Below are 26,146 nucleotides of genomic sequence, written 5' to 3' on the forward strand. Positions count from 1 at the left end.
CACGTTTCGTAACGCCGGGCGCTACGAAACGTGCACACGTCGCGACTCACTGGGCGGGGAGGACGTGTTCCCCGGTCTTGTCGGTGCTCAGGCACAGCGAGCAGATGAACCCGTTGCCGGTCGCCGACTTCAGCATGTCCGGCCGCTCGTAATCATGGTGGCAGACATGGCATTTCAGGTGGTCATCGGCGGGGTTGCCGTACTCGTCGAACAGTGGCAGGTCGATGCCGTCGTCGGTGCGGCGCAGGTAGTACTTGCCCTTGGTGGCGATGGCGATGATGGGCGGCAGTACCAGGCCCAGACCGATCGCCACCAGCGGCGAGTAGGGCCGGATGGCCTCACCCAGGCCGCCGAAGAACGCGATCACCGACACGCCTGCGGCGATCAGCATGGAGCCGAACCCGACCGGGTTGAACCCGTACAGCATGCCGCGCCGGTATTCGGGCACCTTGGGCGACAACTTCAGCAGGTACTTGTTGAACACGATGTCGCTGGCCACCACCACGACCCAGGCCATACCGCAGTTGGCGTAGAAGCCCAGGATGGTGTTGAGGAAGTCGAACATGTTGGCTTCCATCAGGATCAGCGCGATCAACAGGTTGACGCCGAGGAACACCAGCCGACCGGGATAGGTCTTGGTGACGCGGGTGAACGAGTTGGTCCAGGCCAGTGAACCGGAGTAGGCGTTGGTCACGTTGATCTTGACCTGGCTGATGACGACCAGTACGACGGCCAGCGTCATGGCCAGCCACGGGGGCAGGAAGTTCTGGTAGATCTCCAGGAACTGGTGCACCGGCTGGTTGGCGATACCCGTGCTGTCGGCGACGTTCGCGATCAGGTAGACGGCCAGGAACAAGCCGACGATCTGCTTGATGGCGCCGAAGATGACCCAGCCGGGGCCGGCCAGGAACATCCACGTCCACCAGCTGCGGCTGTTCTCGGGCGTCTTGGGCGGCATGAAGCGCAGGTAATCATTCTGCTCGGCGATCTGGGCGATGAGCGACAGACACACGCCGGCGGCCAGCAGGGTGGAACCGAGGTCGAAGCCCTGCACCCCGTTCTCACCCTGGTAGGCGAAGAACTGGCCGACCGACTCGGGATGACTGATGACGAGGTAGACGAACGGCGCGACCATCAGGATGAGCCACAGCGGAGTGGTCCACACCTGCAGCGTGGAGAGCACCTTCATGCCGTAGATCACCAGCGGGAAGATGATGAGCGTCGAGGCCGCATAGCCGACCCACAACGGTATGCCGAGCCCGAGCTGGAGGCCCTGGGCCATGATCGAACCCTCGAGCGCGAAGAAGATGAAGGTGAACGTCGCAAAGATGACGTTGGTGACCACCGACCCGTAGTAGCCGAAGCCGCTGCCACGGGTCACCAGGTCGAGATCGATGTTGTAGCGGGCCGAGTAGTAGGCCACCGGGAAACCGGTCAACATCACCACGACGGCGAAGATGAAAATGCCCCACAGCGCGTTGGTGGTGCCGTAGGAGATACCGATGTTCGCGCCGATCGCGAAGTCGGCGAGGTAGGCGATACCGCCCAGCGCCGAGATGCCGACCACTCGAGTGGACCACTTCCGGTAGCTGCGCGGGGCGAAGCGCAGCGTGTAGTCCTCGAGGGTCTCTTTGGTGGCGGTGAGCCGGTCGTCGGCATCGACGGCGGCGTCGGCCGGCTCGTCGGTGAGCTCTTGTGTCATGGTCAGCAAACTTAAGGTGGCTATGTTTCCGCGGCGTCACCGTGGCGTTGCCCTCATACTGCATCCAGCTGTGGGTGGTAGGACTGATTCGGTGACACGCTTCGTACGGTGGTCCGCGGTGATCGCGTTCGTGGTTTTCGTCGCGACGCTGGTCGCGGTGCTGGGCCAGGCTCACTGGCTGGCCACCGCCGACACGTCGGTGCTCGAACCGCTACACCGGTTCGGCATCGCGCATCCCGGCTGGGTACGCGCCTGGGATGTGCTCTGCACCGTGTTCCATCCGGCGGTGTTCCGGGTGCTCGCCTGGGTGTGGATCATCGTCGCGCTGGTCCGGCGTCAGGTGCGGGTGGCGCTGTTCCTGACGTTGTCGGTGGAGGTGTCGGGCCTGCTGGTCGTGGTGCTCAAGGCGCTGGTGGACCGCCCCCGCCCCGCCACCGCGCTGGTGTTCGAGTCCTCGACGTCCTATCCGTCCGGGCATGCCCTCGGGGTGATGGCGGGGGTGCTCGGGCTGCTGATCGTGGCCTCGCCCCAACTGCGCCCCACCTGGCGGACGCCGGCGCTGATCTTCGGCGTGGTGGTCGTGCTGGCCATCGGCGTCGGGCGGGTGGTGCTCAACGTGCACAACCCCTCCGACGTGCTGGCGGGCTGGTCGTTGGGTTACCTGTGGGTGTTGGCGTGTCTGCCGGTACTGAAACCCAAGGCCGTCAGCGCAGCGGTCGAAACACCGGCAGTGCCCGGTACAGCACCTTGAAAGTGGCCTCCTCGCAGGAGTTCTCGACCTCGCCGTCGTGCGCGACGGGCGTCGGTCCGTCGACGGCGACGAAGCTGAACTCGGGCACCCGCAACTCGTGATAGAGCGGGCTGCGCACCAGGCGGCCCAACGCCAGCGCGGTCAGGATGCGGGCCCGGCTGAACCGGCGCCCGGTCTCCAGGATCCGGACGTCGAGCAGCCCGTCGTCCATCCGGCCGCGCCTGGACGGGGCGAAACCCGACGGCGCGTACACCGAATTGCCGAGGAAGAACAACGAGGTCTGCACCGTCTTGTTGTCGAACGCGATGCGCACGGCCGGGTCGCTGCGCAGCGTGCGCCACAGCGCGTACGCTCCGGCGAGCGGCTTGCCGATCTTGTGCTCCAGCTTCTCCCGGATCCGCACGAACGCCGGATAGGCGCCGATGCTGGCGGTGTTGATCACGGTGTCGGATTCGTTGAAGCGGATCACGTCCACATAGGAGGCACGCCCGGCCCGGATCGCGGCGACGGTGGCCGCGACGGTGTCGCAGCCGATGTCCTTGGCGAAATGATTGAACGTCCCGCCGGGGAACACGGCGAGCGGCAACCCCGCGTCCACAGCGATCCCGGCCGCGCAGGACACGGTGCCGTCCCCGCCGCCGACGGCCAGCACCTCGGCCCGGGCGGCGGCGTCGCGCAGCGCCTCGGCGATGTCGTCGCCCTCGCCGACCTCGACGATCTCCGCCTGGGGCAGGCCCTTCGCGACTTCGTCGATGACGCGGGCGCCGGTACCGCTGCCCGAGGCCGGGTTGATGACCAGAACGACGCCCTCACCGGCGGGGCGGGGCGGGGTGTCCAGGCGCAGCGGCTCGGAACTCGGCAGCGTCGACTCGACGATCGGCGGCACGACGCGGGCGCCGAGCACCGCGATGGCCGCCCCGATGCCGAAGCCGGCGAAGACATCGCCGGGGTAGTGCGCGCCGGTCGCGACCCGGGACAGCCCGACCAACCCGGCGAGCAGGGCCAGCCCCAGACCCAGCGGCGGGCTTTCCAGGCCGACGCCCACCGCGAAGGCGGCGGCACTGGCCGAATGCCCGGACGGCAGCGAGTTCGACGTCGGCATCCTGCGCGAGAGCCGGATGAGCGGGACGGGCGTGCGGTCCGGTCGGGGTCGCTTCCACAGGCGTTTGGCGCCCTGATTGGTGACCAGGCTGGTCACGGCGAGTGTCACCAGGCCGCGGGCCGCGCCGCGCCGCATCGACGGGGTCCCGACGGCGGACAGCGCGGCTCCGATGCCGATCCACAGCTTGGAATGGTCGGCGGCCGAGGTGAGCTTGGGCATGACGGAGTCCAGCAGCGGGCTGGGCGACTCGGCCACCGCCTCGAAGATCTCGCGGTCCAGGGTGCCCAGTCCCCGGCCGATCTGCTGCAGTCCACGTGCCCGTCGTCCGATCATGTTTCCAACCTACTGAGCAGGTTGTGTCCAAACCTTGACTTGACCCGCGCGGTGCCGCCTGCGAACGATGGACGGATGCGCCGACTGCTGATGCTGCTGTGCGCGGTGACGCTGTTGAGCGGAGCTGTGCCCACGCCGGTGTCCCGCGCAGTGGACACCCCGTGGTTCGCCGACTCTGTCGGTGCGGCCACCCAGGTCATTTCGGTTGTCGGCGTGGGCGGCTCGTCGGCGAAGATGGACGTCTGGCAGCGCAGCACGGCGGGTTGGGAGCCGATCGGCGTCGGCATCCCGGCGCACATCGGGTCCAACGGGATGGCGCCGCAGACCCACGACGGCGAAATGAAGACGCCGATGGGCATATTCAGCCTCGACTTCGCGTTCGGCACCCAGCCCAATCCCGGCGGCGGACTGCAGTACGTCCAGGTCGGTTCGGACCACTGGTGGGACGGCGACATGATGAGCCCGACCTACAACACCATGCAGGTGTGCAAGAAGGCACAGTGTCCGTTCAACACCGATCCCAGCAGCGGCACCGAGAACCTCAAGATCCCGCAGTACGCGCACGCCGTGGTGATGGGTGTGAACAAGGCGCGGGTGCCCGGTAACGGCGGCGCGTTCTTCCTGCACACCACCGACGGGGGTGCCACGGCGGGCTGTGTGGCGATCGACGACGCCACCCTGGTCAAGATCATGCAGTGGCTGCAGCCGGGTGCCCTGATCGCGGTGGCGAAGTAATTCAGATATTGAGTGCGGGACCGGCTTTCAGGTGGAAGCCCAGGTTCTCCGTGGACATCGTCGCTTCGTAGGTGCGGTCGTACCCGGTGGCGCAGATCCGCCAGCCGTCCGCGGTGCGCCGGTAGCGGTCGCGGTAGAACGCGGCGCCGATCAGCATGAAGTTGAAGTCGGCGGCGATGACGCGGTCCTGCAGGTACCACACGCCGGATGCGTCGTCCGGGCCGTCGAAGGTGATCTGCGGGTGGTCGACCCGATGCTCGGTGATGATCGCGGCGCCGAGTGAGGTGCTCATGTAGTCGACGAGCGCGGCCCGGTCGGTGAAGCGCAACGTACCGGAGCCGTCCGGGTTGGAGCCGTAGTCACCGTCGATGTCCTCGGTGAGGGTCGCGGCGAAGTCGTCCCAGTGCTTGGTGTCCAGCGCCCGCAGGTAGCGGTACTTGACGTCTTTGATGGCCTCGATATCACTCGCGTTGTCACTCACATTCGACATTGCAGCACACTTGTTTCGCGCCACATGCAGATCGCTTACAGTCCGGACATGAAGTTCGTCGACGCCTTCGTCAAATCCCCGTTCGCGGGGGTGGCGCCCTGGGTGTTGATGTCACTGATCGCCGGTCCGGGCCGGTTCGAGGAGGCGACCTCCGCCGCGTTCGGTTTGACCTTGGTGACGATGTGGGCCGGGTGGCGCCGCGGGGTGCGGGTGCATCTGCTGGAGGCATTCACGGCGGTGTTCTTCGGCGTGCTGGCCCTGATCGGCCTGCTGGCCGCGCCGGCCGTCATCGACTGGCTGCAACTGTGGGCCGGTGAGCTGAGCAACCTCGCGCTGGCGGTGTTCGCGTTGTTCACCCTGGCGATCGGGCGGCCCTTCACGCTGGCCTATGCCAAGGACAGCACTCCCGAAGAGCACTGGGAGACCCCGCTGTTCCGCCGGATCAACTATGTCATCTCGGCGGTCTGGGCGCTGGCCTTCACCGTGTCAGCGGTGTCCGGCGCGGTCGGTGACGCGGTGCTGCGCGACGGCGACAACTTCTGGACCGCCTGGATCGTGCCGTTGGCTGCGATCATGTTCGCGGTGTCGTTCACCGATTTCTATCCGGACGGCGCGACCGCCGATCCGGCGCCGTCGTGGATCGCGGCGATCGACTGGTTGCCGCCGTTCGTCATGGTCACCGGCATCGCCGGGCTGGTCTCGGATTCGGTGCCGACGGTCGTCGGTATCGGGTGCATCGTGGCGGGTGGTGTCGGGTCGGCCATTTTGCGCAAACTGGATCCGGCTCCCGCGGCGCCGTGACCCGCCGACAAAGGTGATTCACAACTGATCCAAAAGTTCAGTGCCGGAACGAAGTTCGACCGAGCGCGGTGTGTCCCTTCGTCTGTGTGGCCGGTGGGCGGCTAAGGTGTGCTCAATATGAGCGACCCGTTGGGGTTGTCGATCGGGACGACCAACATGGTCGCGACCAGTGTCGGCGGCCAGTCTGTGACCCGGCGCGCCGTGCTGACCCTGCCCACGCACGGCACGCCGGTCATCGGTGTGCCCGCAGTGGATGGCCTGGTGCTCAGCGGCTTCGTCGAGCGGGTCGGCGATCCGGTGCCGCTGGTGGCCTCCGATGGGTCGTCCTACGCCGCCGACGACCTGTTGGTCGAGGCGCTCGAGGTGATGGCCGGTGCGCAGCCGGCACCGCAGACGGCCATCGCCTATCCCGCGCACTGGACCGCTGCGACGGTCCGGACCCTGCGCGCGGTTCTGCGCACCAATCCGGTGCTCGCCCCGAACGGCACCCCGCCCCGTCTGGTGTCCGACGCGGTGGCCACGCTGACCTCGTTGCGCACCAATCCCGGCCTCAGTGGCGGTGGGCCGGTCGCACTGCTCGATTTCGGTGGGGGTGGCACCAGCATCACCCTGGCCGACGCCGGAGCCGCGTTCGAGCCGTTGGACGAGACGTTGCGGGTCACCGAGTTCTCCGGTGATCTGATCGATCAGGCGGTGCTCACGAAGGTGCTCGGCGGTGTCACCGACGCGGATCCGGCCGCCACCGCGGCGGTCGGGCTGCTCGGGCAACTGCGCGAGGAATGCCGCCAGGCCAAGGAGCGATTGTCGTCGCTGACCGCCACCGAGGTGCCCGTGGCGCTGCCGGGGCATCAGTCGGTGGTCCGGGTCACGCGCGCCGAGCTGGAGGAACTGCTCGCCGATCCGTTCGGCGAAGTCTTGTCCGCCCTGGATGATCTGTTGCAGCGCAACAGGATCGCCTTCGCCGATCTCTCGGCGGTGGCGACCGTCGGTGGTGGGGCGAGCATTCCGTTGATCACTCAACGGCTTTCGGAGCACACCAGGATCCCGGTGGTCACCACCGCGCAACCCGCGCTCGACGCCGCCATCGGCGCAGCACTTTTTGCCGCCTATGGGGCCGAATCCGATCTGCGCACCGGGTTGGCGCCCATCGCTCCGGACGCGCCGACCGGTCTGGCGCCGACGGCGTCCGACGCCCCGACGGGTCTCGCCCCGGCCGGCACCGACATTCCGACGCAGCTCGGGTCCACGGCCCAGGGTGCTGTCGGGGCCCTGGCCTGGTCGCAGGACGATGCCGCGACCGGCGACCCGGTGCCCTACACGGGCGGCGAGATTCCCTTCGCCCCTTACGCTCCCGGAAATCCGTATGCGATGGACGCTCCCACACGCGCTGTGGCACATCATGTTCCGGGTTCCTACGACGAGCCGCCCCGGACCTGGCAGCGCCTGCCCATCCTGGTGTTCGCCGCCGCCGGTGTGTTGACGTTGGTGGCACTCGGTGGGGTGGCGGTCGCCCTCACCGGAAACTCGGGAAGTCCCAGCCCCAGCCCCACGCCGACGAACGCTCCGGTGTCGCATCCGATCGCCTCGCCGCCGGCCGAGCCGCCGCCCGCTGCGGTCGCGCCGCCGACCGAGGCGCCGCCGCCTCCGGTCGTCACCGTGACGACCGAGCTGCCGCCCCCGCCGCCGCCGCCGAGCCCGGAACCCGTCGTGACGCCGACGTACACCACCACGCACACGACGACATCGCCGACGACGACCACCACCACAACCACGACGACGACGACGACCACCACCACGACGCCGCCCACGACGACCACGACGACAACAACCACCACCACGACGACCCCGGCGATGACCACCACTTTCATCACCGTGCCGTTCGTGCCGGTGCCGATCCCTATCCAGGTGCCCAACCGTGGTGAACCGTCGACTCCGAGCTACCCGCCGCATGTGCCCGGCTGGGGCGTGCCCAGCATTCCGTAACGGGCCGGTAACCCGTGCGGCAGGAATATCACAGCCGCATTCCAGCTAGCTTGAGGTTGCCGGCAGCACGATCAGTGCATGAGAACTCAAACGTCATGGCGCTCCCGACGCGCGATTTTCGGTGTGATCGGCGCCGGTGCAATGGTCACGCTCGGTGCGTTGAGCGCCGCGCACGGCGCAAACCCCGCCAGCACGTTGGCGGGCTCGGGCGATGCGCCCGCGAACACCACGTACTCCTCACCGGTGGTCGCGCCGGCCAACATGGGGGCGACGGCCACGTGGACCACGCCGTCCAATGTGGAGGCCATCACCAAGGCCGCGCCGGCGAAATAGGAGCTGACCATGAAACGGATTGCACTGGCGGCTGGGCTCGCCGCAACGGCCGCGGGGTTCGCCGCGGTGATCACCAGCGGAACCGCCGCAGCGGCGGGCACCGACGTGACAGGACAGAAGTACAGCGACGCGTCCTCTGCGCTCAGCGGCGCCGGCTACACGGTGATCGTCGGCACCACCTTCGGTGACGTGCAGAACCGCGACGACTGCATCGTCGTCAACGCGGTGCAGCGCACGGTGGCGGCGCCCGAGAACAGCTCGGGATCGGCCACCAAGGAGATGGTCGTGTCGCTGAACTGCGAATCGGGTGCGGCGTCGAACAAGTCGGCCGGTTACTCGGCGGGCAGCCCGGAAGGCCGCGCTGCCAAGGCCGCCGCCGCTTCGGCCGCAGCGCAGGCATCGGCACAGGCCAACCCGGATTCGGGCGGCAACTAGTAAGGCCCCCGATGGTGGTGGTACACACCCTACGAACCACCACCGCCACTGAGCGACAACCAGGTCGCTGGTCGGCATCGATTACCTGCCGGGTCGCTGTGACCTGTCGCGTCCGGAAGATCCGGCATCTACGGTGAAAACGTGTGCTGCGGAGGATCTTTCGATCCAGGATCGACGAAGCGGCGTGACGTGCTGCGCTATGCGATGGCAGCGCCGGCGCTGCTCGCTTCGTCCGGTGCGCCCACCGCGCACGCTGCCTCCAACGTGGCGGGGCGGATCGTCTTCCTCGACCCCGGTCACAACGGGGCCAATGATGCCTCGATCGTCCGGCAGGTAACCGACGGACGTGGGTCGACGAAGGAATGCCAGACGTCCGGCACCACCACCGACGCCGGATATCCCGAGCACACCTTCAACTGGGACACCGTGCTGCGCATCCGCGCCGAACTCGGCCAACTGGGTGTCCGGACCGGACTGTCCCGCAGCAATGACAACGCCCTGGGTCCATGCGTCGATCAGCGTGCGGCGATGGCCAATTCGGTGCACCCCGACGCGATCGTCAGCATCCACGCCGACGGCGGTCCGCGGCAGGGCCGCGGATTTCACGTGAACTATTCGGACCCGCCGTTGAATGCGGCGCAGGCCGGCCCGGCGCGCCGACTGGCGCAGGTGATGCGCGATGAACTGATGGCCTGCGGCATGCAGCCATCGACCTACCGCGGCACCGACGGGTTGTATGGCCGATCCGACCTCGCCGGCCTGAATCTGGCGCAGTACCCGTCGATCCTGATCGAGATGGGCAACATGCGCAACCCGGACGACGCGGCGGCTCTGACGGACCCCGGCACGCGGGCCCGGCTCGCGCAGGCCGTAACTCGCGGAATCGCAGGCTATCTGCAACTACTCACCTGAGCGACGCCCGAACCTGGCAACTCGAGTTGCCAACGCAAGGATTTCCTCAAAGATGGTCCACAGCCCGTTGGCTAGGCGTACAGCTTATGGACATCGAGTGGACAGCCAGGGCAAGCGAGGGGGAGTGGGATGAGCATGCTGCGCAGAGCGACCACCATCGGTGTCGCGGTCGCGTTGACGGCGTTCGGGGTGACGTCGTGTGGCGATGATTCCTCGGGCGGCGCCGGCGGAGGTGGCGGCGAACTCAACATCTCGATGACGTCGTTCCCCGACTACGTCGATCCCCAGCTTTCCTACACCGTCGAGGGCTGGGAAGTGCTGTACAACGTCTACACACCGCTACTGACGTACAAACACGCCAAAGGTGCGGACGGCACCAAGGTGGTACCCGGGCTGGCCAAGGCCATGCCGGAGGTCTCGCCGGACGGTAAGACCTACAAGCTGACCCTGCGGCCCGATATGAAGTACTCCGACGGCACACCCATCAAGGCCTCCGATTTCGCCTACGCCATCCAGCGATTGTTCAAAGCGGATTCCGGTGGTTCGGTGTTCTACAAACCGATCGTCGGCACCGGTGAGTACGCCGACGGCAAGGCCGACAAGATCAGCGGTATCACCACCGACGATGCCAGCGGCGACATCACCATCGTGCTGACGGAGCCGAATGGCACGTTCGAGAATATCCTGGCGTTGCCGTTCGCCGCGCCCGTTCCGCCGAGCACACCGCTGGACAAGGACGCCACGAACAACCCACCGGCGTCCAGCGGGCCGTTCAAGATCACCAAAGTCGAAGCCCCGCAGACCATGACGCTGGAGCGCAACCCGAACTTCACGACGGTGAAGGCCGCGGGGGCCGACGAGGTGGCCGATGCGCACGTGGACAAGATCACGGTGACGCAGAACAAGAGCAACTCGGCGCAAGTGACCGGCATCGAGCAGAACACCATCGACTTCATGGCCGACCCGCCCGATGCCGACCGGCTGCCAGAGGTGAAGGCGAAGTACGGCGACCGGTTCCGGTTGGAGGACTCGATCAACACCTACTACTTCTGGATGAACAACAAGACGGCCCCGTTCAATGACCTGCGCGTGCGCCAAGCCATCAACTATGCGATCGACCCGGAGGCGCTGAACCGGGTGTTCGGCGGCCGTCTGCATCCGACACAGCAGATCCTGCCGCCCGGTATGCCTGGCTACCAGGAGTACAAGTTGTATCCCGGTCCTGACCTCAACAAGGCGAAAGCCCTTATCGCCGAAGCGAATCCGGTCGACAAGGACATCACGGTGTGGACCGATGACGAGCCGGACCGCAAGCGGATCGGGGAGTACTACCACGACCTGCTCACCCAGCTCGGCTTCAACGCGACGCTGAAGGTGATCGCCGGTGACGTCTACTGGGCCACCATCGGCAATCAGTCGACACCCGATATCGACACCGGTTTCGCCGACTGGTTCCAGGACTTCCCGCACCCCGACGACTTCTTCCGTCCACTGCTCAACGGGGAGAGCATCCTGCCGACCAACGGCAACAACTTCTCCAGGGTGGCCATCCCGGAACTGGACGCGAAGATGAACGAGCTTCGCACCCAGCAGATGTCGGATGACCTCAAGAAGCAGTACGCCGACTTGGACCGCAAGTACATGGAGCAGGCGGTGTGGGCGCCCTACGGCAACGAGGAGTTCACGACGTTTGTCTCGGACCGCGTCGACTTCGAGAAGACGGTCCCACATCTCCTGTTCAACCAGGACTGGGCCGCGCTGGCGCTGAAGTAGATGAGCGCCCCGGGCTCGACCGGGGGCATCGAGGCACCGGGTGAACCCGTCTTGCCCGTCGGCGTCCCCATCGAACAGATCAGGGGGCGCAGCCCCTGGTATCTGGCGTGGATGCGGCTGCGGCGCAATCGCGCTGCGCTCGCCTTCGGCGCGCTGTTCCTCCTGATCGTGTTGACCAGTCTGGCGGCGCCGCTGTGGGCCGAACATGTCGCGCACACCAGTCCCAACGAGAACCACATCACCGACAAGGTGCTCATCGACGGCAAGCAGACCGATGTGGTGTCGGCCGACGGCACCCCGATCGGACCGGGTCTGCACGGTCGCTACCTGTTGGGCGCGGACCAGAACGGCCGCGACGTGATGGTCCGCCTGCTCTACGGCGGCCGCACCTCGATCTTCATCGGCGTCGCCGCAGCCGTCGTCACGACGGTGCTCGCGGTCCTGGTGGGCCTGTTGTGCGGCTACTACCGCGGCTGGATCGATGCGGTGCTGTCCCGTGTCATGGACGTGGTGTGGGCCTTCCCTGTGCTTCTGCTCGGCATCGCCCTGGGTACCGCGTTGGCGCTGGGCGGGTTGAAGATCGGCGATTTCACCGTGGCGGGCGACTCGTTGTGGATCCCGATCCTGATCATCGGCTTCGTCTACGTCCCTTACATGGCCCGGCCCATCCGCGGTGAGATCCTCGCGCTGCGGGAGAAGGAGTTCGTCGAGGCTGCGGTCTCCCAAGGCATGGGCTCGGCGCGAATCATGTTCACCGAGCTGCTGCCCAACGTGGTGTCCACGATCATCGTGTTCTTCACCCTCAACATCGCCAACAACATGCTGCTCGAATCCGCGCTGTCGTTCCTCGGGGCGGGCGTGCGGGCGCCCAACGCATCCTGGGGCACCATGATCGCCGATGGTTACCAGACCATCTACACCGCACCGCACCTGACCATCGTCCCGGGTCTCATGATTGTCCTGACGGTGTTGTCGCTCAACGTGTTCGGCGACGGTCTGCGCGACGCCCTGGACCCCCGCGCGAAGATCCGGATGGAGCACTGAGGATGCTCCAATTCGTCGTGCGCCGGGTGCTCGGCATGATCGCTGTGCTGTTCGCGATTTCCGTGCTCATCTTCGTCATCTTCAACGTGGTACCCAATTCCGACCCTGCGGTGCGGATCGCCGGGAAGAACGCCGATCCGGAGTTGATCGCCAGGGTCAGCGCCGATCTCGGTCTGGACCGCTCGCTTCCGGTCCAGTACGCGACCATGATGCGCAAGATCTTCACCGGTGAGCTCACGTCGTATGCCAGCTCGCAGAACGTCGTCGAGCAGATCTGGAAGGGTGCGCCCGCCACCTTCTCGCTGTGCATCGGCGCGGCGGTGCTGTGGATGGCGCTGGCGGTCGTGTTCGGCTACCTGTCGGCGGTGCACTCGGGCAAGCTCACCGATCGGCTGCTGTCGATCCTCGCGCTCACCGGGATCTCGATGCCGGTGTTCTGGCTGGCGGCAATTCTTTTGTACTACTTGAGTTTCAAGCTGCAGTTGTTTCCCACCAGCAGCTACGTGCCGCTGACCAAGAACCCAGCGCAGTGGGCGTATCACCTGGTCCTGCCGTGGATCACGCTGGCGGTGCTCTACGTCGGCTTCTACAGCCGGGTGCTGCGGTCCAACATGCTCGACGTGATGAACGAGGACTACGTGCGCACCGCGCGGGCCAAGGGCATCAGTGAGCGTCAGGTGCGGATACGGCATGTGCTGCGTAACTCCATGATTCCCGTCGTGACGCTCTTCGGGCTGGACTTCGGAGCCGTCGTCGGAGGAGGGGCGATCCTCACCGAGACAGTGTTCAACCTCAACGGGGTGGGGTTGTACGCCGGCCAGGCGATCGGCAGCCTGGACCTGCCACCACTGATGGGTGTGACGATGTTCGGCGCGTTCTTCATCGTGCTGTTCAACACCATCGTCGACGTGGTCTACGCGTTCCTCGATCCACGCATCCGGCTCGGAGAGGCGGCCCCGGCATGATGCTCGAAGTCAATGGGCTCACCGTGAGTTTCGCGACCGACGGTGGGGTGGTGAGCGCCGTCGACGGCGTCAGCTTCGGACTGGATCGCGGCGAGATCCTGGCCATCGTCGGCGAATCCGGCTCGGGCAAGAGTGTCACCGCACAGACGCTGCTGGGCCTGACCCGGGCGCCCAATGCCACCATCGGTGGCTCGGTGCGCTTCGACGGTATCGACCTCAACGACCTCGACGACGACGGCTGGCGCAGCATCCGTGGGGAGCGGATCGCGATGATCTTCCAGGATCCGATGACGTCGCTGAATCCGGTCTACCGCGTCGGCGATCAGCTGACCGAGATGATCCGCGCGCACCGGGACGTATCGAAGAAGGAGGCCCGCGACCTCGCCGTAGAGTTGCTGAAATCGGTGGGTATCCCCAATCCCGAACGGCGCGTGCGTGATTATCCACACGAGTTCTCCGGCGGCATGCGGCAGCGGGTGATGATCGCGATGGCGCTGTCCCTGGACCCGGACGTGCTGATCGCCGACGAACCCACCACCGCACTCGATGTCACCGTGCAGGCGCAGATCTTGGCGCTGCTGGCGCGGTTGAACGAGGAGCGCAGTCTGGCAGTCGTGTTGATCACCCACGATCTGGGCGTGGTCGCCGAGGTCGCCGACCGGGTGGCGGTCATGTACGCAGGCCAGATCGTCGAACAGGCCACTCTGGACGAGTTGTTCTACGACCCGCAGCATCCCTACACGTGGGGCCTGCTGGGTTCGTTGCCCCGTTTGGACCAGCCGAACCCGGAGCGGTTGGCCCAGATCGCCGGGGCGCCACCGTCGCTGAACGATCTTCCCGTCGGTTGCCGGTTCGCTGCCCGCTGCCCGCACGTCTTCGACAAGTGCGCCGAACCCCCACCGCTGCACCGTGATCGGTGCTGGCTGAACGCCGAGCAGAAGCGCACCTTGCGGGTGGTCGACGGCCGGATCGGGCTGCGCAGCCCGGTGGCGCCGTGAGTCCCCTCCTCGAGGTCACCGACCTCGTCAAACATTTCCCGATCAAATCGGGGGTCATCGTCGACCGGGAGATCGGCCGCGTCCGCGCCGTCGACGGGGTCAGCCTGACCCTCGACGAGGGGGAGACCCTGGGCCTGGTCGGTGAATCCGGCTGCGGAAAGTCGACGCTGTGCCGGGTCATCATGCAACTGACCAAGCCGACCTCAGGTTCGGTGCGTTTCGACGGCGTCGAACTGGTCGGCAAGAGTCCGCGCGAACTGCGCAGCATGCGCCGCCAGATCCAGATGATCTTCCAGGATCCGTACGCCTCACTGAACCCACGCAAACGCATCGTCCAGATCATCGGCGACCCGATGGAACTGCACGGGTTGGCCTCGGGGCGTGAGGTACGCGCGCGGGTGCAGGACCTGCTCGACCGGGTCGGACTGCGACCCGAACACGCCGACCGCTTCCCGCACGAGTTCTCCGGCGGCCAGCGACAGCGCATCGGGATCGCCAGGGCACTCGCGCTGCGGCCGAAGCTGATCATCGCCGACGAACCGGTCTCGGCGCTGGATGTGTCGGTGCAGGCGCAGATCGTCAACCTGCTCAAGGACCTGCAGGACGAGTTCGGGTTGTCCTATCTGTTCGTCGCGCACGATCTGGGCGTGGTCCGGCACGTGTCGAACCGGGTGTCGGTGATGTACCTGGGCAAGGTCGTCGAGAGCGCCCGGGCGGCACATCTGTACCAGCACCCGCTGCACCCCTACTCCAATGCACTGCTGTCGGCGGTGCCGGTTCCCGATCCGCGACGCAACGCGACCCGTGAGCGGCTGGTGCTCGACGGTGACGTGCCCAGCCCCATCGACCCACCCGCGGGCTGCCGGTTCCACACGCGTTGTCCCTGGTCGACGGGGGTGTGCGAATCGGATGAGCCTGCGCTCGTCGACCACACGGCGGCGGTCGAGGTCGCGCATGTCGCGGCCTGCCACCACCCTCGCAACCTCGATTGAGGCCCGCTGCCTGCAGCGATGCGTTTCCGGAGAATTTGAGCGCCAGCGACACGCCCGGTTATGATCACGAAGTTGTAACAACCAGTGCACGGTCAGATATCGGAAGTTGCTGCGTATGCCTCGTCTCGGTCGTAATGTGCTGTCGGTGAGCCGACACGCATTAGCCCGTCAGCGGCGCGTTCGGCCCACGGTCGCCCTGGCTGCACTGGTGGTGCCGGCCGCCATCCTGGCCGCGGCCTCGGGCGACGTGTGCCCGCTGGCCGCACCCCGAGCCGCCGAGCCGGTTGCCGACAACGTCGTCACGGTCGCTGACAGCACGCCCTACGGGCTGGAAGTGGTCGCCGCACCCGCGGTGTTCTCGTCCGCCCCCACCGTCGCGCAGCCCCAGGTGAGTTTTGCCGCCGCGCAGACCGGCACCGCGTCGCGCTGGCGGCTGGACACCCGGCCACTGATGCTGCCCGTCGGCCTCGCGCCCGAGCGGGGGCTGCAGGTCCGCACCATTCTTGTCTCGCGCACCATCAGCGCGACGTTCCCGGAGATCCACAGCATCGGCGGCGTCCGGCCCGACGCCCTGCGCTGGCATCCCGACGGTCTGGCGCTCGACGTGATGATCCCGAACCCCGGTTCGGCCTCGGGGGTCGCGCTGGGCAACGAGATCGTCTCGTTCGTGCTGAAGAACGCGGCCCGGTTCGGTATCCAGGACGCCATCTGGCGCGGCGTCTACTACACCCCGGGTGGCGCGCAGCGCGGTGGCTACGGCCATTTCGACCATGTTCACGTGACCACCACCGGCGGCGGCTATCCGACCGGTAGTGAGGTCTACCCCCGCTGACAGGCTTTCGGTGCCCATGAAGCGCCGCCATCGCGCATATTGATCTCGTGGCTGATGTTCGAGTTGATTCCGCACCGCGCCTGATCTGGCGCAGCCTGGGCATGCTCCGTGCGGTCCGCGGTCTCATCGGGTTCTCGCTGCTGCTCGGTGTGGTCTCCTCGTCGCTTCCCTACGTCTCTGCCGCAGCGTTCGGGCCGATGATGCAGGTGGTCGCGGACGCCGGCCACAATGGCAACCTGACCGGGGTATGGGATCTGCGCGGGCCGCTGGTGGCCCGCGAGGACGGGCTACTGCATTCGGTGGCCGGGTCGGTGCCGTTCGCGGTGTTGCTGGCCACCTGGGCGGTGTCGCTCGTGCTCACCCAGTTGATGTATTTCGTCAACGGCTGGGTGGGGGCCAGGGTCGAACGGATCCTGGTGGTGGACATCCGCCAGCGGGTGCACGATCACCTCCAGACGCTGTCGATGGACTTCTTCGCCCGCTCGCGTACCGGTGAGTTGATTCAACGGGTCACCGCCGAATCCTCGGGCGTGGAGCGGCTGCTCACCGGATGTCTGATGCCGCCTCTGATCGACAGCGTCGTGCTGCTGGCGGCCGTCGGCTATCTGGCGATCATCTGCTGGCAGATGACGGTGGCCGCGCTCGTGCTGACCCCGCTGGCGCTGCTCACGTTGCGTTTCGCGGGCGCGCGCGTCCAGTCGGCGGTACACAAGGAGATGGTCGCCGACCGCGCCATGTCCACCGAGTTGGAGCAGACGGTCAGCGGGATCTCCGAGATCCAGATGTTCAATGCGGAGTCCTTGCGCAGCAAGCGGTTTCGCAAAGTTTCCGAAAGCGCGGCCAAAGCCGGCGCGTCGTCGGTGGCGTGGATGCAGGCCACCGCCAACGGATCTCAGATCTTCGTCGCGCTCAGCACCGTCGTGGTGCTGCTCGTGGGGATCGGGTTCAGCGACCACTTCGGGCTGACCTTCGCCGGACTGCTGGTGTTCGCGGGCATGGTCCCGACGATGTTCGGCGCGGCGCAACGGGTCATGGGCGCCTACACGACGTACAAATCCGTGGCGCCCAACGCCTCGTCGACCTACGAACTGCTCGACACCCGCCCGTCGGTGCTCGAGATCCCCGGCGCCACCGAACTCGGCGAGGTATCGGGAAACCTGGTGTTCGACGACGTCACGTTCGGCTACACACCCGAGCATGCGGTGCTGGACGGATTGTCGTTCACCGTCGCCGACGGCGAGACCGTCGCACTGGTCGGTGGGATCGGTTCGGGCAAGTCGACGGTCTTCAATCTGCTGCTGAGATTCCTGGATCCCCAACGTGGACGCATTACGCTCGACGGCCGGGACATCTCGACCGTCACCATCGCGTCGTTGCGCGAGCAGGTGTCCAAGCTCGCCCAGTTCCCGTTCTTCACCAAGGACACCATCCGGGCGAATCTCCGGCTGGCTCGCCCGGACGCCACCGACGCCGAGATCGAGGCGGCCTGCACCCAGGCGCACGTCCACTCGGTGATCACCGACCCCGTGAAGATGTTCGACGGCTACGACACGGTGATCGACGTCCAGGTCCCTTCCGGCGGCCAGAAGCGCCTCATCGCACTCGCGCGGTGCCTGCTGCGCAGACCCGAGGTGCTGCTGCTGGACGAGCCGACCGAGAACCTCGACGCCGATCAGCGGGCCCGGTTGACCGGGGTGATCCGCGGCTACGCGAAGGACCGCACGTGCCTGGTGATCAGCCACGATATGGATTTCATCGCCGCCGTCGCCGACCGGATCCTGGTGCTGGAAGGCGGTCGGATCGCCCAGTCCGGCGACCACCACTCGCTGATCGCGCAAGGGGGCCTGTACAAGCGGTTGTACGAGGCGCAGAACACCGAGGCGGGCTGACAGCCGGCTGTCAGTTAACGGAACGCGAACGCACGTTGAACGCCCGCGGTCACCTCCATCGTCTAAGGTTCTGCTGTGCCTGAGATGGATCGCCGCAAGGTGATGATGATGATGGGTCTCGGCGCGGGCGCGGCCCCCCGGCCCCCCCCCCCCCCCCCCCCCCCCCCCCGACCGCCCACGCCGAGCCGCTTCCGGGTGACCTCGGGCCGGTTCCGGGCCCCGGCCCGGCAGCCCCGGGGGCGCCCGCGCCGGCAGCGGCTGCACCCGTGTTCCTGTTCCAGGACGAATTCAACGGTCCGGCCGGTACGCCGCCGGACCCGGCGTGGTGGTTCATCGTGCCCGCCCGCGAGGTCATCCGGAACCCAGTCGAGTGGGACCAGCCCTTCAACATGGGCCGCTACGTCACCGACCAGGAGCACGTGTTCCAGGACGGCAAGGGCAATCTGGTCATCCGTGCCACCCGTGGGCCCGGCAACAACATCCAGGAGAAGTACGCCGGCGCCAAGATCATCGGCAACTGGCGCGGTGGGGTCGGCACCACGTGGGAGGCCCGGGTCAAGCTCAACTGCCTGACCGACGGCGCCTGGCCCGCGTTCTGGCTGCTGAACGACGACCCGGTCCGCGGCGGCGAGGTCGACCTGGTCGAGTGGTATGGCAACCGGGACTGGCCGTCGGGCACCACCGTGCACGCCCGGCTGGACGGCACGTCGTTCGCCACCAATCCGCACCCGATCGACAGCGGCTGGCACACCTGGCGGATGACGTGGCAGCCGAGCGGTCTGTACTTCTGGAAGGACTACGCGCCCGGTATGGAGCCGTACTTCACGGTGCCGGCCAACTCGCTGGACGACTGGCCGTTCAACGATCCCGGCTACACGCTGGCGCCGGTGTTCAACATCGCGGTCGGCGGCTCCGGCGGGCGCGAGCCGGCCAAGGGTAACTACCCGGCCGAAATGCTGATCGACTGGATTCGCGTCTTCTAGTGGTGCATCCGGCGGGCCCCGGCGACGATGGCGTCGTACAAAGCCTGTTCGGGCTCGGACAACGTGCTGCGCCGGGTGACCAGGACGAACTCCAGCTCGCCGAGCTGTGGTAGGTCGGCGTCCTCGACCGGGTAAAGACCCTGCGGCAGTAGTGTTTCGGCGTGTGGGACGATGCCCAGACCGGCCAGCACCGCGGCCTGTAGGCCCAGTTGGCTGTCGCTGACGCACGCGATGCGCCAGGTCCTGCCTTCGCGTTCCAGTGCGCGTAAAGCCACATGACGGGTCAGGCTCGGTGGGGGATAGGTGACGATCGGCACCGGGTCACCGACATCGGTGGCTCCAGCGCGACCCGCCCACACCAATCGGTCCTGCCAGAGCAGTTCGCCGTGTTGCTCGCCGGGTAGCCGCTTGGCCACCATCATGTCCAGCTCCCCGGCGGCCATCCGAACCTTGAGATTCTCGCTGAGCCCCACCACGAGTTCCAGGTCGACGGCCGGATAGGACCGCTGGAACTCGACCAGCACGTCCGGCAGGTCCCTGGTGACGAGATCGTCGGACGCGCCGAGTCGGATGAAGCCGGTCAGCCGTGATTCGGAGAAGTACCGGTCGGCCTGTGCCTGGGCGTCGAGGATGCTGCGCGCGAAACCGATCATCGCCGCGCCATCGGCGGTCAGTGCCAGGTTGCGGGTGTCCCGACGGAACAGTTCCCGGCCCACCGCCTGCTCCAGCCGGGCGATATGGCCGCTGACGGTGGACTGGCGCAGCCCGAGCACCCGGCCGGCCGCGGTGAAGCCGCCCGCGCGTTCGACGGCCAGAAAGGTGCGCAGTTGCTCCGGATCCAACATATTCATCACGCTACTCGTTCACAGATATCTATCTCATCGACTTTCGCCATGAGTCCTCGGGCTTCTACGGTGAAGCGGTGAGACTTATGGCCAAACTCCGCATCGACGGCTTCCTGCTCGGCTTGTTCGCCGCCATGGCGATCGGGCTGCTGTTGCCCGCAAGCGGGGGAGCCGCCGGCGTCCTGGACTGGGCCACCAAGATCGCGATCGCGGTGCTGTTCCTGCTGTACGGCACCCGGTTGGAGCCACGCGAAGCGCTGCAGGGTCTTCGGCACTGGCGGCTGCACACCACGGTGCTGGCGTCGACCTACGTGTTGTTCCCGCTGCTCGGTCTGGCGCTGAAGGTGCTGGTGCCCTCGGTGCTGACCAATGACCTCTACACCGGGGTGCTCTACCTGTGTCTGCTGCCGTCCACCGTGCAGTCGTCCATCGCCTTCACCTCGATCGCCCGAGGCAATGTCGCGGCGGCGGTGGTGAGCGCGTCGGCGTCGAACATGCTGGGCATCTTCATGACACCGCTGCTGGTGACGCTGCTGATGCAGACCACCGGGGACGCGACCGTGTCGGCGCGCTCGATCCTGGAGATCGTCGTGCAGCTACTGCTGCCGTTCATCGCCGGACAACTGTTGCGGCCCAAGCTGTATCGGGTGCTGTCACACATCACACTGACCAAGATCGTCGACCGCGGCTCGGTGTACCTCGTGGTCTACGCGGCCTTCAGCGCCGGCATGACCGAGCACATCTGGGCCGGGATGACGGTGGCCCATCTGCTGGCCGTGGTCGGGGTCTGTGTGGTGCTGCTGGCGGTGGTCCTGGGCGTGACGACGGGCGTGGCCCGGCTGATGGGATTCAACCGGGCCGATCGCATCGTGGTGATCTTCTGCGGGTCCAAGAAAAGCCTGGCCACCGGGCTGCCGATGGCCACGGTGCTGTTCGCGGGGCATCCGGTGGGCTTGATCGTGTTGCCGCTGATGATCTTTCATCAGATCCAGCTCATCACCTGCGCCACGCTGGCGGGCCGGTGGGGGAGGGCATTCGAGGCTGCCGACGAGTCGCAGAACGTCGACTGCGTGCGGGTTGCGGCTCAGCCGAGCGGCGGGACCGAACCCCACGAACCGTAAGGACCGTTCATCACGCCGGTCTTGGGTTGCGGCACGCTGAAACCGTCGATGCCCTGCGGTCCGAGGCAGCGCGACGTGGACACGGCCGCACTGCACGGGTCGATGCTCGCCGCGGCGAGTGCCGACGGCGCGGCGAGAATGGCCGCCGCCGTGCCCGCCACTGCGAGGAAGGGGAGGGCAATGAGCTTGAACGACATGATATTTCCTTTCACTGAAGGGGTTCTTGCCCTCATGTCTACCCGCGCTCGATCGGCGTGGAAACTTCTTCATAGGCAACGCATATGAACACCTCGCACTACTATTCATCGGTGAGCAAAGAGACGACAAAGGGCAAAGCGGACAAGAAGTCCAAGAAACGCCGTTCTGCCAAGAAGCTGCCCAGTGCGGTATACGAGGCCGAGTTATTCCGTCTCCAAACCGAATTCGTGAAACTCCAGGAATGGGTCAAGCACACCGGCGCTCGTGTCGTCGTGGTCTTCGAAGGCCGGGACGCCGCGGGCAAGGGTGGCACCATCAAGCGGATCACCGAATACCTCAGCCCGCGCATCGCCAGGATCGAGGCGCTGCCCGCGCCGAACGACCGCGAACGCGGCCAGTGGTACTACCAGCGCTACATCTCGCAGCTGCCCGCCAAAGGCGAGATCGTGCTGTTCGACCGGTCCTGGTACAACCGTGCGGGCGTCGAGAAGGTGATGGGCTTCTGCACCCCCGAGGAGCACACCCTGTTCCTGCACCAGACCCCCACCTTCGAGCAGATGCTGATCGAGGACGGGATCCTGTTGCGCAAATACTGGTTCTCGGTGTCCGACGACGAGCAGCTGCGCCGGTTCAGGTCACGGCTGAATGACCCTGTCCGGCAGTGGAAACTGTCGCCCATGGATATGGAGTCGGTGTACCGGTGGGAGGACTACTCGCGCGCCAAGGACGAGATGATGGCCCACACCGACACCCCGGGCAGCCCCTGGTTCGTGGTGGAATCCGACGTCAAGAAGCACGCCCGGCTGAACATGATGAGCCACCTGCTGTCCACGATCGACTACCACGATGTCGAAACGCCGACGGTGACGCTGCCCGAACGCCCGGTCCCCGGCGAGAGCTACCAGCGTCCGCCACGCGACCTGTCGACCTACGTCGACGATCACGTGGCAACACTGCTGGGGGACAGGGAATAGGCCGGTGCGACCGACCCCGTTCGGCTAGCTGATCCCGATCCGAATGTTCTTGGTACGGGTGAATTCATGAAGTCCTTCGAGCCCGCCGGTACGACCCGACCCGCTCTGCTTGAAGCCACCGTACGGGCCCTGCGGTGAGATCTGGCTGAACTGGTTCACCCAGACCGACCCGGCCTCCAGCCGGCGTGCCACGGTGTGTGCACGGGTGAGGTCACGGGTGTGCACGAACGCGTTCAGGCCGTAGCGGGTGTCGTTCGCGATCCGGACGGCCTCGTCTGCCTCGGTGAACCGCATCAGCGAGACGACGGGACCGAACGTCTCATCCTGGGCCAGCGCGGAGTGGTTGTCGACGTTGCCCAGTACGGTCGGCGCGACGTAGAACCCGTCGGCCAGTCGGCCTTCCACGATCCGGTCGCCACCGGTGAGCAGGTCGCCCGCGCCCTCGTCGACGGCCCGGTCGACGATCGTGAGGATGCGCTCGAGTGACGCCGAGGAGATCACCGGGCCGAATCGGACGGCCGGATCGGTGGGATCGCCGATGCGAGCGGCGGCCACGATGGTCAGGAATCGCTCGACGAACTCGTCATAGACCGCGTCCTGGATCAGGATGCGGCTGGCGCACGCACAACTCTGACCGGACTGCATCAGAGGGCCCTGGTGGGCGGAAAGCATGGCCGCCTGGTCGAGGTCGGCGTCGGCGAAGACGATGTTGGCGGACTTCCCGCCGAGTTCGGTGACCACCGGCGTCAGATTCTCGGCGGCGGCCTTCAACACCTCGCGAGCGGTGCTGCCACCACCGGTGAAGTGGACCTTGCCGATACCGGGGTGCCGGACCAGGGCATCGCCGCCGACGGCCCCGGCGGGCACGACATTGACCAGCCCGGCGGGCAGTCCCGCTGCCAGGCACAACTCTCCGAAGCGCAGTGCGGCCAACGGGGCCAGCTCCGATGGCTTGAACACCACTGCGTTCCCGGCCGCCAGCGCCGGTGCCACACAGGATGCCGCCACGGCCAGCGAACCGTTCCACGGCGCGATGATCCCGACGACGCCGTAGGGCTCGCGCTCGATGAAGTTGAGGTCGAACGAGCCGTTGACAGGCGAGCTGATCCCGTGGGGTTTGTCGGCATACCCGGCGAAATGGCGCAGGAACCATTCGAGCATGCGGGCGGTGCCGGCGTAGGAGACGGGAACGGCGTAGTCCTGCACGTTGAGTGCCGCCAGTTCGTCGAGGTGCTCGTGCACGATGTCGGCCACGTCGATCAGCGCATCCCGGCGACGATCGACGGTGAGCGCCAGCCACTCCCGCTGGGCCTCGCGTGCGACGGTGACCGCCCGGTCGATCTCGTCCGGGCCCGCCAGCGCCACAGTCGCATTCGGGACACCCGTAGCCGGATAGATGTGTTCATGCAGGCTCTGCGAGGTCGCGGTGACTCGGTCGCCGCCGATGAGCAGCCCGACGGCTCCGGAAGCGCTCACGACTCGGAAGCCGCTTCGGCGGACCACTCCTGGAGCACCCGCACCTTCTGCTCGCCGATCACCTGATTGAGATGTGACGCCTTGGGCCATCCATAGTGCGCGGCGAAATGCAGTGCCAATTCATCCATCTCGTCGAACGAGATCTCCCGGCTCTTGAGTGCTCCGTACACGTGGCTCAGGATCGGGTACGGCGCGTCCTGGAAGGCGACGCAGGTCACGGTGATCAGCCGGCGTTCCTTCATGCCCAGTCCCGGCCGAAGCCACATCTCGCCGAAGACGAAGTTCAGGATGCCGGCCCCCTGATACGGGTTGTCCCGGGCCGGCGAATAGGGCAGGCAGTTGATCACCTTGAACGACTCCTCGCCGACGGTGAGCCGCTGCTCGGGATCACTCGGCGTGGTCAGTGGTAGCAGGGGTGTCGGAGCCGGTACGTTCTGGCCGCGCTCGCGGTGGATCCGGGCCCACTGCTCGTCGACGACCATGTTGAAGCGCGACGCCTTCGGCCAGCCCGCGTACACGGCGAAATGCAAGACGGTTTCCTGCATTTCGACGATCGAAACATCGCCGCTGTTGAGTGCTGCATAGACGTGGTCGCGAAGTGGGCCCTCCGCGTCGGCTGCTGCGACGCAGGGCAGCGTGATGAATCGCCGGTCGCGCCGGCTCAGCGCGGGACGTTGCCACACCTCACCGAACACGAAGTCGAGCAGACTCGCGGTGGTGGGAGCCTGGTCGTGGGGCGCCGGAAAGGTCATGATCTCCGCGAAGGCACGCCGCCCGCGTTGCTGCCGGTCGGAATCAATGGTGGTCATATCGCTCCCTCGGGGTTCGCTCAACGCAGCGTGACGCCGGCGTCGACCTTGAGTTCCAGGCCGGTGACATAGCGGGATTCGTCGGATACCAGGTACAGCACGGCATTGCTGATGTCGACGGCCTCGGCCATCACGATCGGCAGCGCATTCTGGAAGATCGGACCGAGATCCTGACGGGTGTCGTGCAGCAAGGTGTGCAGCGAGTCCGGGCGCATACCCGTCGGGACCCCGGTCGGATGCACGGTGTTGACCCGGATGTTGGAGGCGGCCAGCTCGTTGGCCAGGGCCCGGCTCAATCCGACCACGCCGTGCTTGGAGGCTGTGTAGGGCGTGTGCAGTGGTGAACCCTTCAGTCCGGCAACCGAACTGATGTTGATCAGGCTGCCGCCACGGTCCACCAGGTGCGGTATCGCCGCCCGGCAGGTGTTCCAGGTGCCGATCAGGTTGATGTCGACGACGGTGCGCCACTGCTCGGAGGTGGTGGTGGACCAGGTCCCGGCGGTCAGCACGCCGGCGTTGGCGACCGATGCGTCGAGTCCGCCCAGTTGCTGCACGCCGTCGTCGACCGCAGCCGTGAGTTCATCGGCGTCGCGGATGTCGACGACATGGGTGACCGCAATCCGTCCGTGTTCGCGCACCAGTCGCGCGGTCTCTTCGAGGTCGTCCTCGGTGGACAGCGGGTATTCGACCTCGGGCAGTGACCGGCAGATGTCGACCAGGATCAGGTCGGCACCCTCTTCGGCGAGCCGGACCGCGTGGCTTCGGCCCATTCCGCGGGCGGCGCCGGTCACCAGGACCCGCTTGCCCGTGACGCGCCCGGTCACAGCTTGTTACAGAAGCCGGCGTCCACGGGGAAGGTGACCCCGGTGACATATTTGGCAGAGTCGGAGACCAGGTAGAGGATCGCCGCACTGATGTCCTCCGGCTCGAGAAGACCGACCGGCATAGGGTTCTGTAGATGCGGCCCCCCGCCCGGGTAGTTCTCCAGGAACGCCGTCATCGCCGGGTTGACCGCCATCATGGTGTTCACCGCCGTCGGGTGCACGGTGTTGACCCGAATGCTCTGTGGTGCAAGAGCATTGGACAAGGTGCGCATCAGGCCGACGATCCCGTGCTTGGACGCGGCATAGCCGAGGCCGCCGCCCTGCATGCCACCGAAACCCTTCAAACCGGCGGTCGAGCTGGTGAAGACGATCGAGCCGCCGCGCTCGCCGGCGATCAGATGTGGGATGGCCGCCTTGGCGGTGTGGAAGGAGCCGACGAGGTTGACGTCGACGACGTCGGTCCACATCTGCAGGTCCTCCTCGATGGTCAACTCGCGGAAGCCCATTGCTGCGATACCGGCATTGGCGCAGACGATGTCCAGGCGGCCGAAGTGTTCGACTCCGGCATCGAGGGCGGCCCGCAGGGCGGCGAAGTCGCGGACGTCGGCGACGGAGGCGTGGATCTTGCCCCCGACTGCCTCCACCAGCGCGACCGTCTCGTCGAGTTCGTCCCGACTGGCCATCGCGTAGCCGTTGGAGGCGATGTCGGCGCAGATGTCGACACCGATGATGGCGGCGCCCTCCTCGGCCAGGCGCACCGCGTGGCTGCGGCCCTGTCCGCGTGCGACACCGGTGATGAAGGCGACTTTGCCGTCTAGGGAACCCATGGGACCTCGCTCGATTGCG

General features: G+C 66.5%; 26 protein-coding genes. 16 read left to right on the forward strand and 10 right to left on the reverse strand.

Features of this window, described 5'->3' with window-relative positions; genetic code table 11:
• Positions 1–46: 46 nt before the first annotated feature.
• Positions 47–1,702, reverse strand: coding sequence for a purine-cytosine permease family protein (locus AC1DY7_RS26065; RefSeq protein WP_477496638.1), 1,656 nt, complete (start codon positions 1,700–1,702; stop codon positions 47–49).
• Positions 1,703–1,793: 91 nt separating this feature from the next.
• Here AC1DY7_RS26065 and AC1DY7_RS26070 point away from each other — a divergent pair, with 91 nt between their 5' ends.
• Positions 1,794–2,453, forward strand: coding sequence for a phosphatase PAP2 family protein (locus AC1DY7_RS26070; RefSeq protein WP_477496639.1), 660 nt, complete (start codon positions 1,794–1,796; stop codon positions 2,451–2,453).
• Here AC1DY7_RS26070 and AC1DY7_RS26075 read toward each other — a convergent pair.
• Positions 2,407–3,888 (reverse strand): bifunctional phosphatase PAP2/diacylglycerol kinase family protein, encoded by a 1,482-nt coding sequence (locus AC1DY7_RS26075; RefSeq protein ID WP_477496640.1) that lies wholly within the window; start codon positions 3,886–3,888, stop codon positions 2,407–2,409. The two genes, AC1DY7_RS26070 and AC1DY7_RS26075, sit on opposite strands and share 47 nt — an antisense overlap.
• 75 nt (positions 3,889–3,963) lie before the next feature.
• On the opposite strand from AC1DY7_RS26075, the gene AC1DY7_RS26080 reads away from it, so the two are divergent.
• On the forward strand, positions 3,964–4,623 hold the full coding sequence (locus tag AC1DY7_RS26080; protein ID WP_477496641.1) for a L,D-transpeptidase family protein: 660 nt from the start codon (positions 3,964–3,966) through the stop codon (positions 4,621–4,623).
• 1 nt (position 4,624) lies between these two features.
• On the opposite strand, the gene AC1DY7_RS26085 is transcribed toward AC1DY7_RS26080, so the two are convergent.
• Complete coding sequence (locus AC1DY7_RS26085) at positions 4,625–5,113, reverse strand: nuclear transport factor 2 family protein (protein WP_477496642.1); 489 nt, start codon at positions 5,111–5,113, stop codon at positions 4,625–4,627.
• Positions 5,114–5,161: 48 nt separating this feature from the next.
• Between AC1DY7_RS26085 and AC1DY7_RS26090 the strand changes: the two genes are divergently transcribed.
• Positions 5,162–5,914 carry a DUF3159 domain-containing protein gene (locus tag AC1DY7_RS26090; RefSeq protein ID WP_477496643.1) on the forward strand — a complete coding sequence of 251 codons (753 nt, stop codon included), beginning with the start codon at positions 5,162–5,164 and terminating at the stop codon, positions 5,912–5,914.
• A 117-nt stretch (positions 5,915–6,031) separates the two neighbouring features.
• Positions 6,032–7,897, forward strand: coding sequence for an Hsp70 family protein (locus AC1DY7_RS26095; protein WP_477496644.1), 1,866 nt, complete (start codon positions 6,032–6,034; stop codon positions 7,895–7,897).
• Positions 7,898–7,983: 86 nt separating this feature from the next.
• Here the strand turns inward: AC1DY7_RS26095 and AC1DY7_RS26100 are convergent, their stop codons facing one another.
• The gene (locus tag AC1DY7_RS26100) at positions 7,984–8,241 is read right to left on the reverse strand and encodes a hypothetical protein (protein ID WP_477496645.1); all 258 of its coding nucleotides are present in this window, start codon (positions 8,239–8,241) and stop codon (positions 7,984–7,986) included.
• Between AC1DY7_RS26100 and AC1DY7_RS26105 the strand changes: the two genes are divergently transcribed.
• The 10 genes from AC1DY7_RS26105 (at position 8,240) to AC1DY7_RS26150 (ending at position 19,053) form a co-directional block, all read left to right on the forward strand.
• On the forward strand, positions 8,240–8,665 hold the full coding sequence (locus AC1DY7_RS26105; protein WP_477496646.1) for a hypothetical protein: 426 nt from the start codon (positions 8,240–8,242) through the stop codon (positions 8,663–8,665). The genes AC1DY7_RS26100 and AC1DY7_RS26105 overlap by 2 nt on opposite strands.
• Positions 8,666–8,869: 204 nt before the next feature.
• Entirely contained in the window at positions 8,870–9,577 is a 708-nt protein-coding gene (locus AC1DY7_RS26110; protein WP_477496755.1) for an Rv3717 family N-acetylmuramoyl-L-alanine amidase, read from the forward strand.
• 129 nt (positions 9,578–9,706) lie between these two features.
• Entirely contained in the window at positions 9,707–11,350 is a 1,644-nt protein-coding gene (locus tag AC1DY7_RS26115) for an ABC transporter substrate-binding protein (RefSeq protein ID WP_477496647.1), read from the forward strand.
• Positions 11,351–12,394: an ABC transporter permease gene (locus AC1DY7_RS26120; RefSeq protein WP_477496648.1), complete on the forward strand. Its 1,044-nt coding sequence runs from the start codon at positions 11,351–11,353 to the stop codon at positions 12,392–12,394.
• A gap of 2 nt (positions 12,395–12,396) precedes the next feature.
• Entirely contained in the window at positions 12,397–13,359 is a 963-nt protein-coding gene (locus AC1DY7_RS26125) for an ABC transporter permease (RefSeq protein ID WP_477496649.1), read from the forward strand.
• Positions 13,359–14,357: an ABC transporter ATP-binding protein gene (locus AC1DY7_RS26130; RefSeq protein WP_477496756.1), complete on the forward strand. Its 999-nt coding sequence runs from the start codon at positions 13,359–13,361 to the stop codon at positions 14,355–14,357. Before AC1DY7_RS26125 ends, AC1DY7_RS26130 begins: the two co-directional genes overlap by 1 nt.
• Positions 14,354–15,349, forward strand: coding sequence for an ABC transporter ATP-binding protein (locus AC1DY7_RS26135; protein ID WP_477496650.1), 996 nt, complete (start codon positions 14,354–14,356; stop codon positions 15,347–15,349). The genes AC1DY7_RS26130 and AC1DY7_RS26135 overlap by 4 nt, the downstream gene beginning before the upstream one ends.
• Before the next feature lie 145 nt (positions 15,350–15,494).
• Positions 15,495–16,181 (forward strand): VldE C-terminal domain-containing protein, encoded by a 687-nt coding sequence (locus AC1DY7_RS26140; RefSeq protein ID WP_477496651.1) that lies wholly within the window; start codon positions 15,495–15,497, stop codon positions 16,179–16,181.
• A 47-nt stretch (positions 16,182–16,228) separates the two neighbouring features.
• Positions 16,229–18,070, forward strand: coding sequence for an ABC transporter ATP-binding protein (locus AC1DY7_RS26145; RefSeq protein WP_477496652.1), 1,842 nt, complete (start codon positions 16,229–16,231; stop codon positions 18,068–18,070).
• A gap of 266 nt (positions 18,071–18,336) precedes the next feature.
• Positions 18,337–19,053 (forward strand): glycoside hydrolase family 16 protein, encoded by a 717-nt coding sequence (locus AC1DY7_RS26150; protein ID WP_477496653.1) that lies wholly within the window; start codon positions 18,337–18,339, stop codon positions 19,051–19,053.
• On the opposite strand, the gene AC1DY7_RS26155 is transcribed toward AC1DY7_RS26150, so the two are convergent.
• Entirely contained in the window at positions 19,050–19,904 is an 855-nt protein-coding gene (locus AC1DY7_RS26155) for a LysR substrate-binding domain-containing protein (protein ID WP_477496654.1), read from the reverse strand. The two genes, AC1DY7_RS26150 and AC1DY7_RS26155, sit on opposite strands and share 4 nt — an antisense overlap.
• 71 nt (positions 19,905–19,975) lie before the next feature.
• Here AC1DY7_RS26155 and AC1DY7_RS26160 point away from each other — a divergent pair, with 71 nt between their 5' ends.
• Positions 19,976–21,019 (forward strand): bile acid:sodium symporter family protein, encoded by a 1,044-nt coding sequence (locus tag AC1DY7_RS26160; protein WP_477496655.1) that lies wholly within the window; start codon positions 19,976–19,978, stop codon positions 21,017–21,019.
• On the opposite strand, the gene AC1DY7_RS26165 is transcribed toward AC1DY7_RS26160, so the two are convergent.
• Positions 20,983–21,216 (reverse strand): hypothetical protein, encoded by a 234-nt coding sequence (locus tag AC1DY7_RS26165; protein ID WP_477496656.1) that lies wholly within the window; start codon positions 21,214–21,216, stop codon positions 20,983–20,985. The two genes, AC1DY7_RS26160 and AC1DY7_RS26165, sit on opposite strands and share 37 nt — an antisense overlap.
• Before the next feature lie 84 nt (positions 21,217–21,300).
• Between AC1DY7_RS26165 and ppk2 the strand changes: the two genes are divergently transcribed.
• Positions 21,301–22,191: a polyphosphate kinase 2 gene (gene ppk2 / locus AC1DY7_RS26170; RefSeq protein ID WP_477496657.1), complete on the forward strand. Its 891-nt coding sequence runs from the start codon at positions 21,301–21,303 to the stop codon at positions 22,189–22,191.
• Between the two features lie 24 nt (positions 22,192–22,215).
• On the opposite strand, the gene AC1DY7_RS26175 is transcribed toward ppk2, so the two are convergent.
• Genes AC1DY7_RS26175 through AC1DY7_RS26190 form a run of 4 tightly spaced genes read right to left on the reverse strand, consistent with a single transcriptional unit; the run spans position 22,216 to position 26,127 of the window.
• Positions 22,216–23,667: an aldehyde dehydrogenase family protein gene (locus AC1DY7_RS26175; protein ID WP_477496658.1), complete on the reverse strand. Its 1,452-nt coding sequence runs from the start codon at positions 23,665–23,667 to the stop codon at positions 22,216–22,218.
• A complete protein-coding gene (locus tag AC1DY7_RS26180) occupies positions 23,664–24,476 on the reverse strand; it encodes a carboxymuconolactone decarboxylase family protein (protein ID WP_477496659.1) in 813 nt (270 codons plus the stop codon). The genes AC1DY7_RS26175 and AC1DY7_RS26180 overlap by 4 nt, the downstream gene beginning before the upstream one ends.
• Before the next feature lie 20 nt (positions 24,477–24,496).
• Positions 24,497–25,300 carry a mycofactocin-coupled SDR family oxidoreductase gene (locus AC1DY7_RS26185; protein ID WP_477496660.1) on the reverse strand — a complete coding sequence of 268 codons (804 nt, stop codon included), beginning with the start codon at positions 25,298–25,300 and terminating at the stop codon, positions 24,497–24,499.
• Positions 25,297–26,127: a mycofactocin-coupled SDR family oxidoreductase gene (locus tag AC1DY7_RS26190; protein ID WP_477496661.1), complete on the reverse strand. Its 831-nt coding sequence runs from the start codon at positions 26,125–26,127 to the stop codon at positions 25,297–25,299. Before AC1DY7_RS26190 ends, AC1DY7_RS26185 begins: the two co-directional genes overlap by 4 nt.
• Between the last annotated feature and the right edge of the window lie 19 nt (positions 26,128–26,146).

This window comes from Mycobacterium sp. P2_H7, assembly GCF_056403275.1.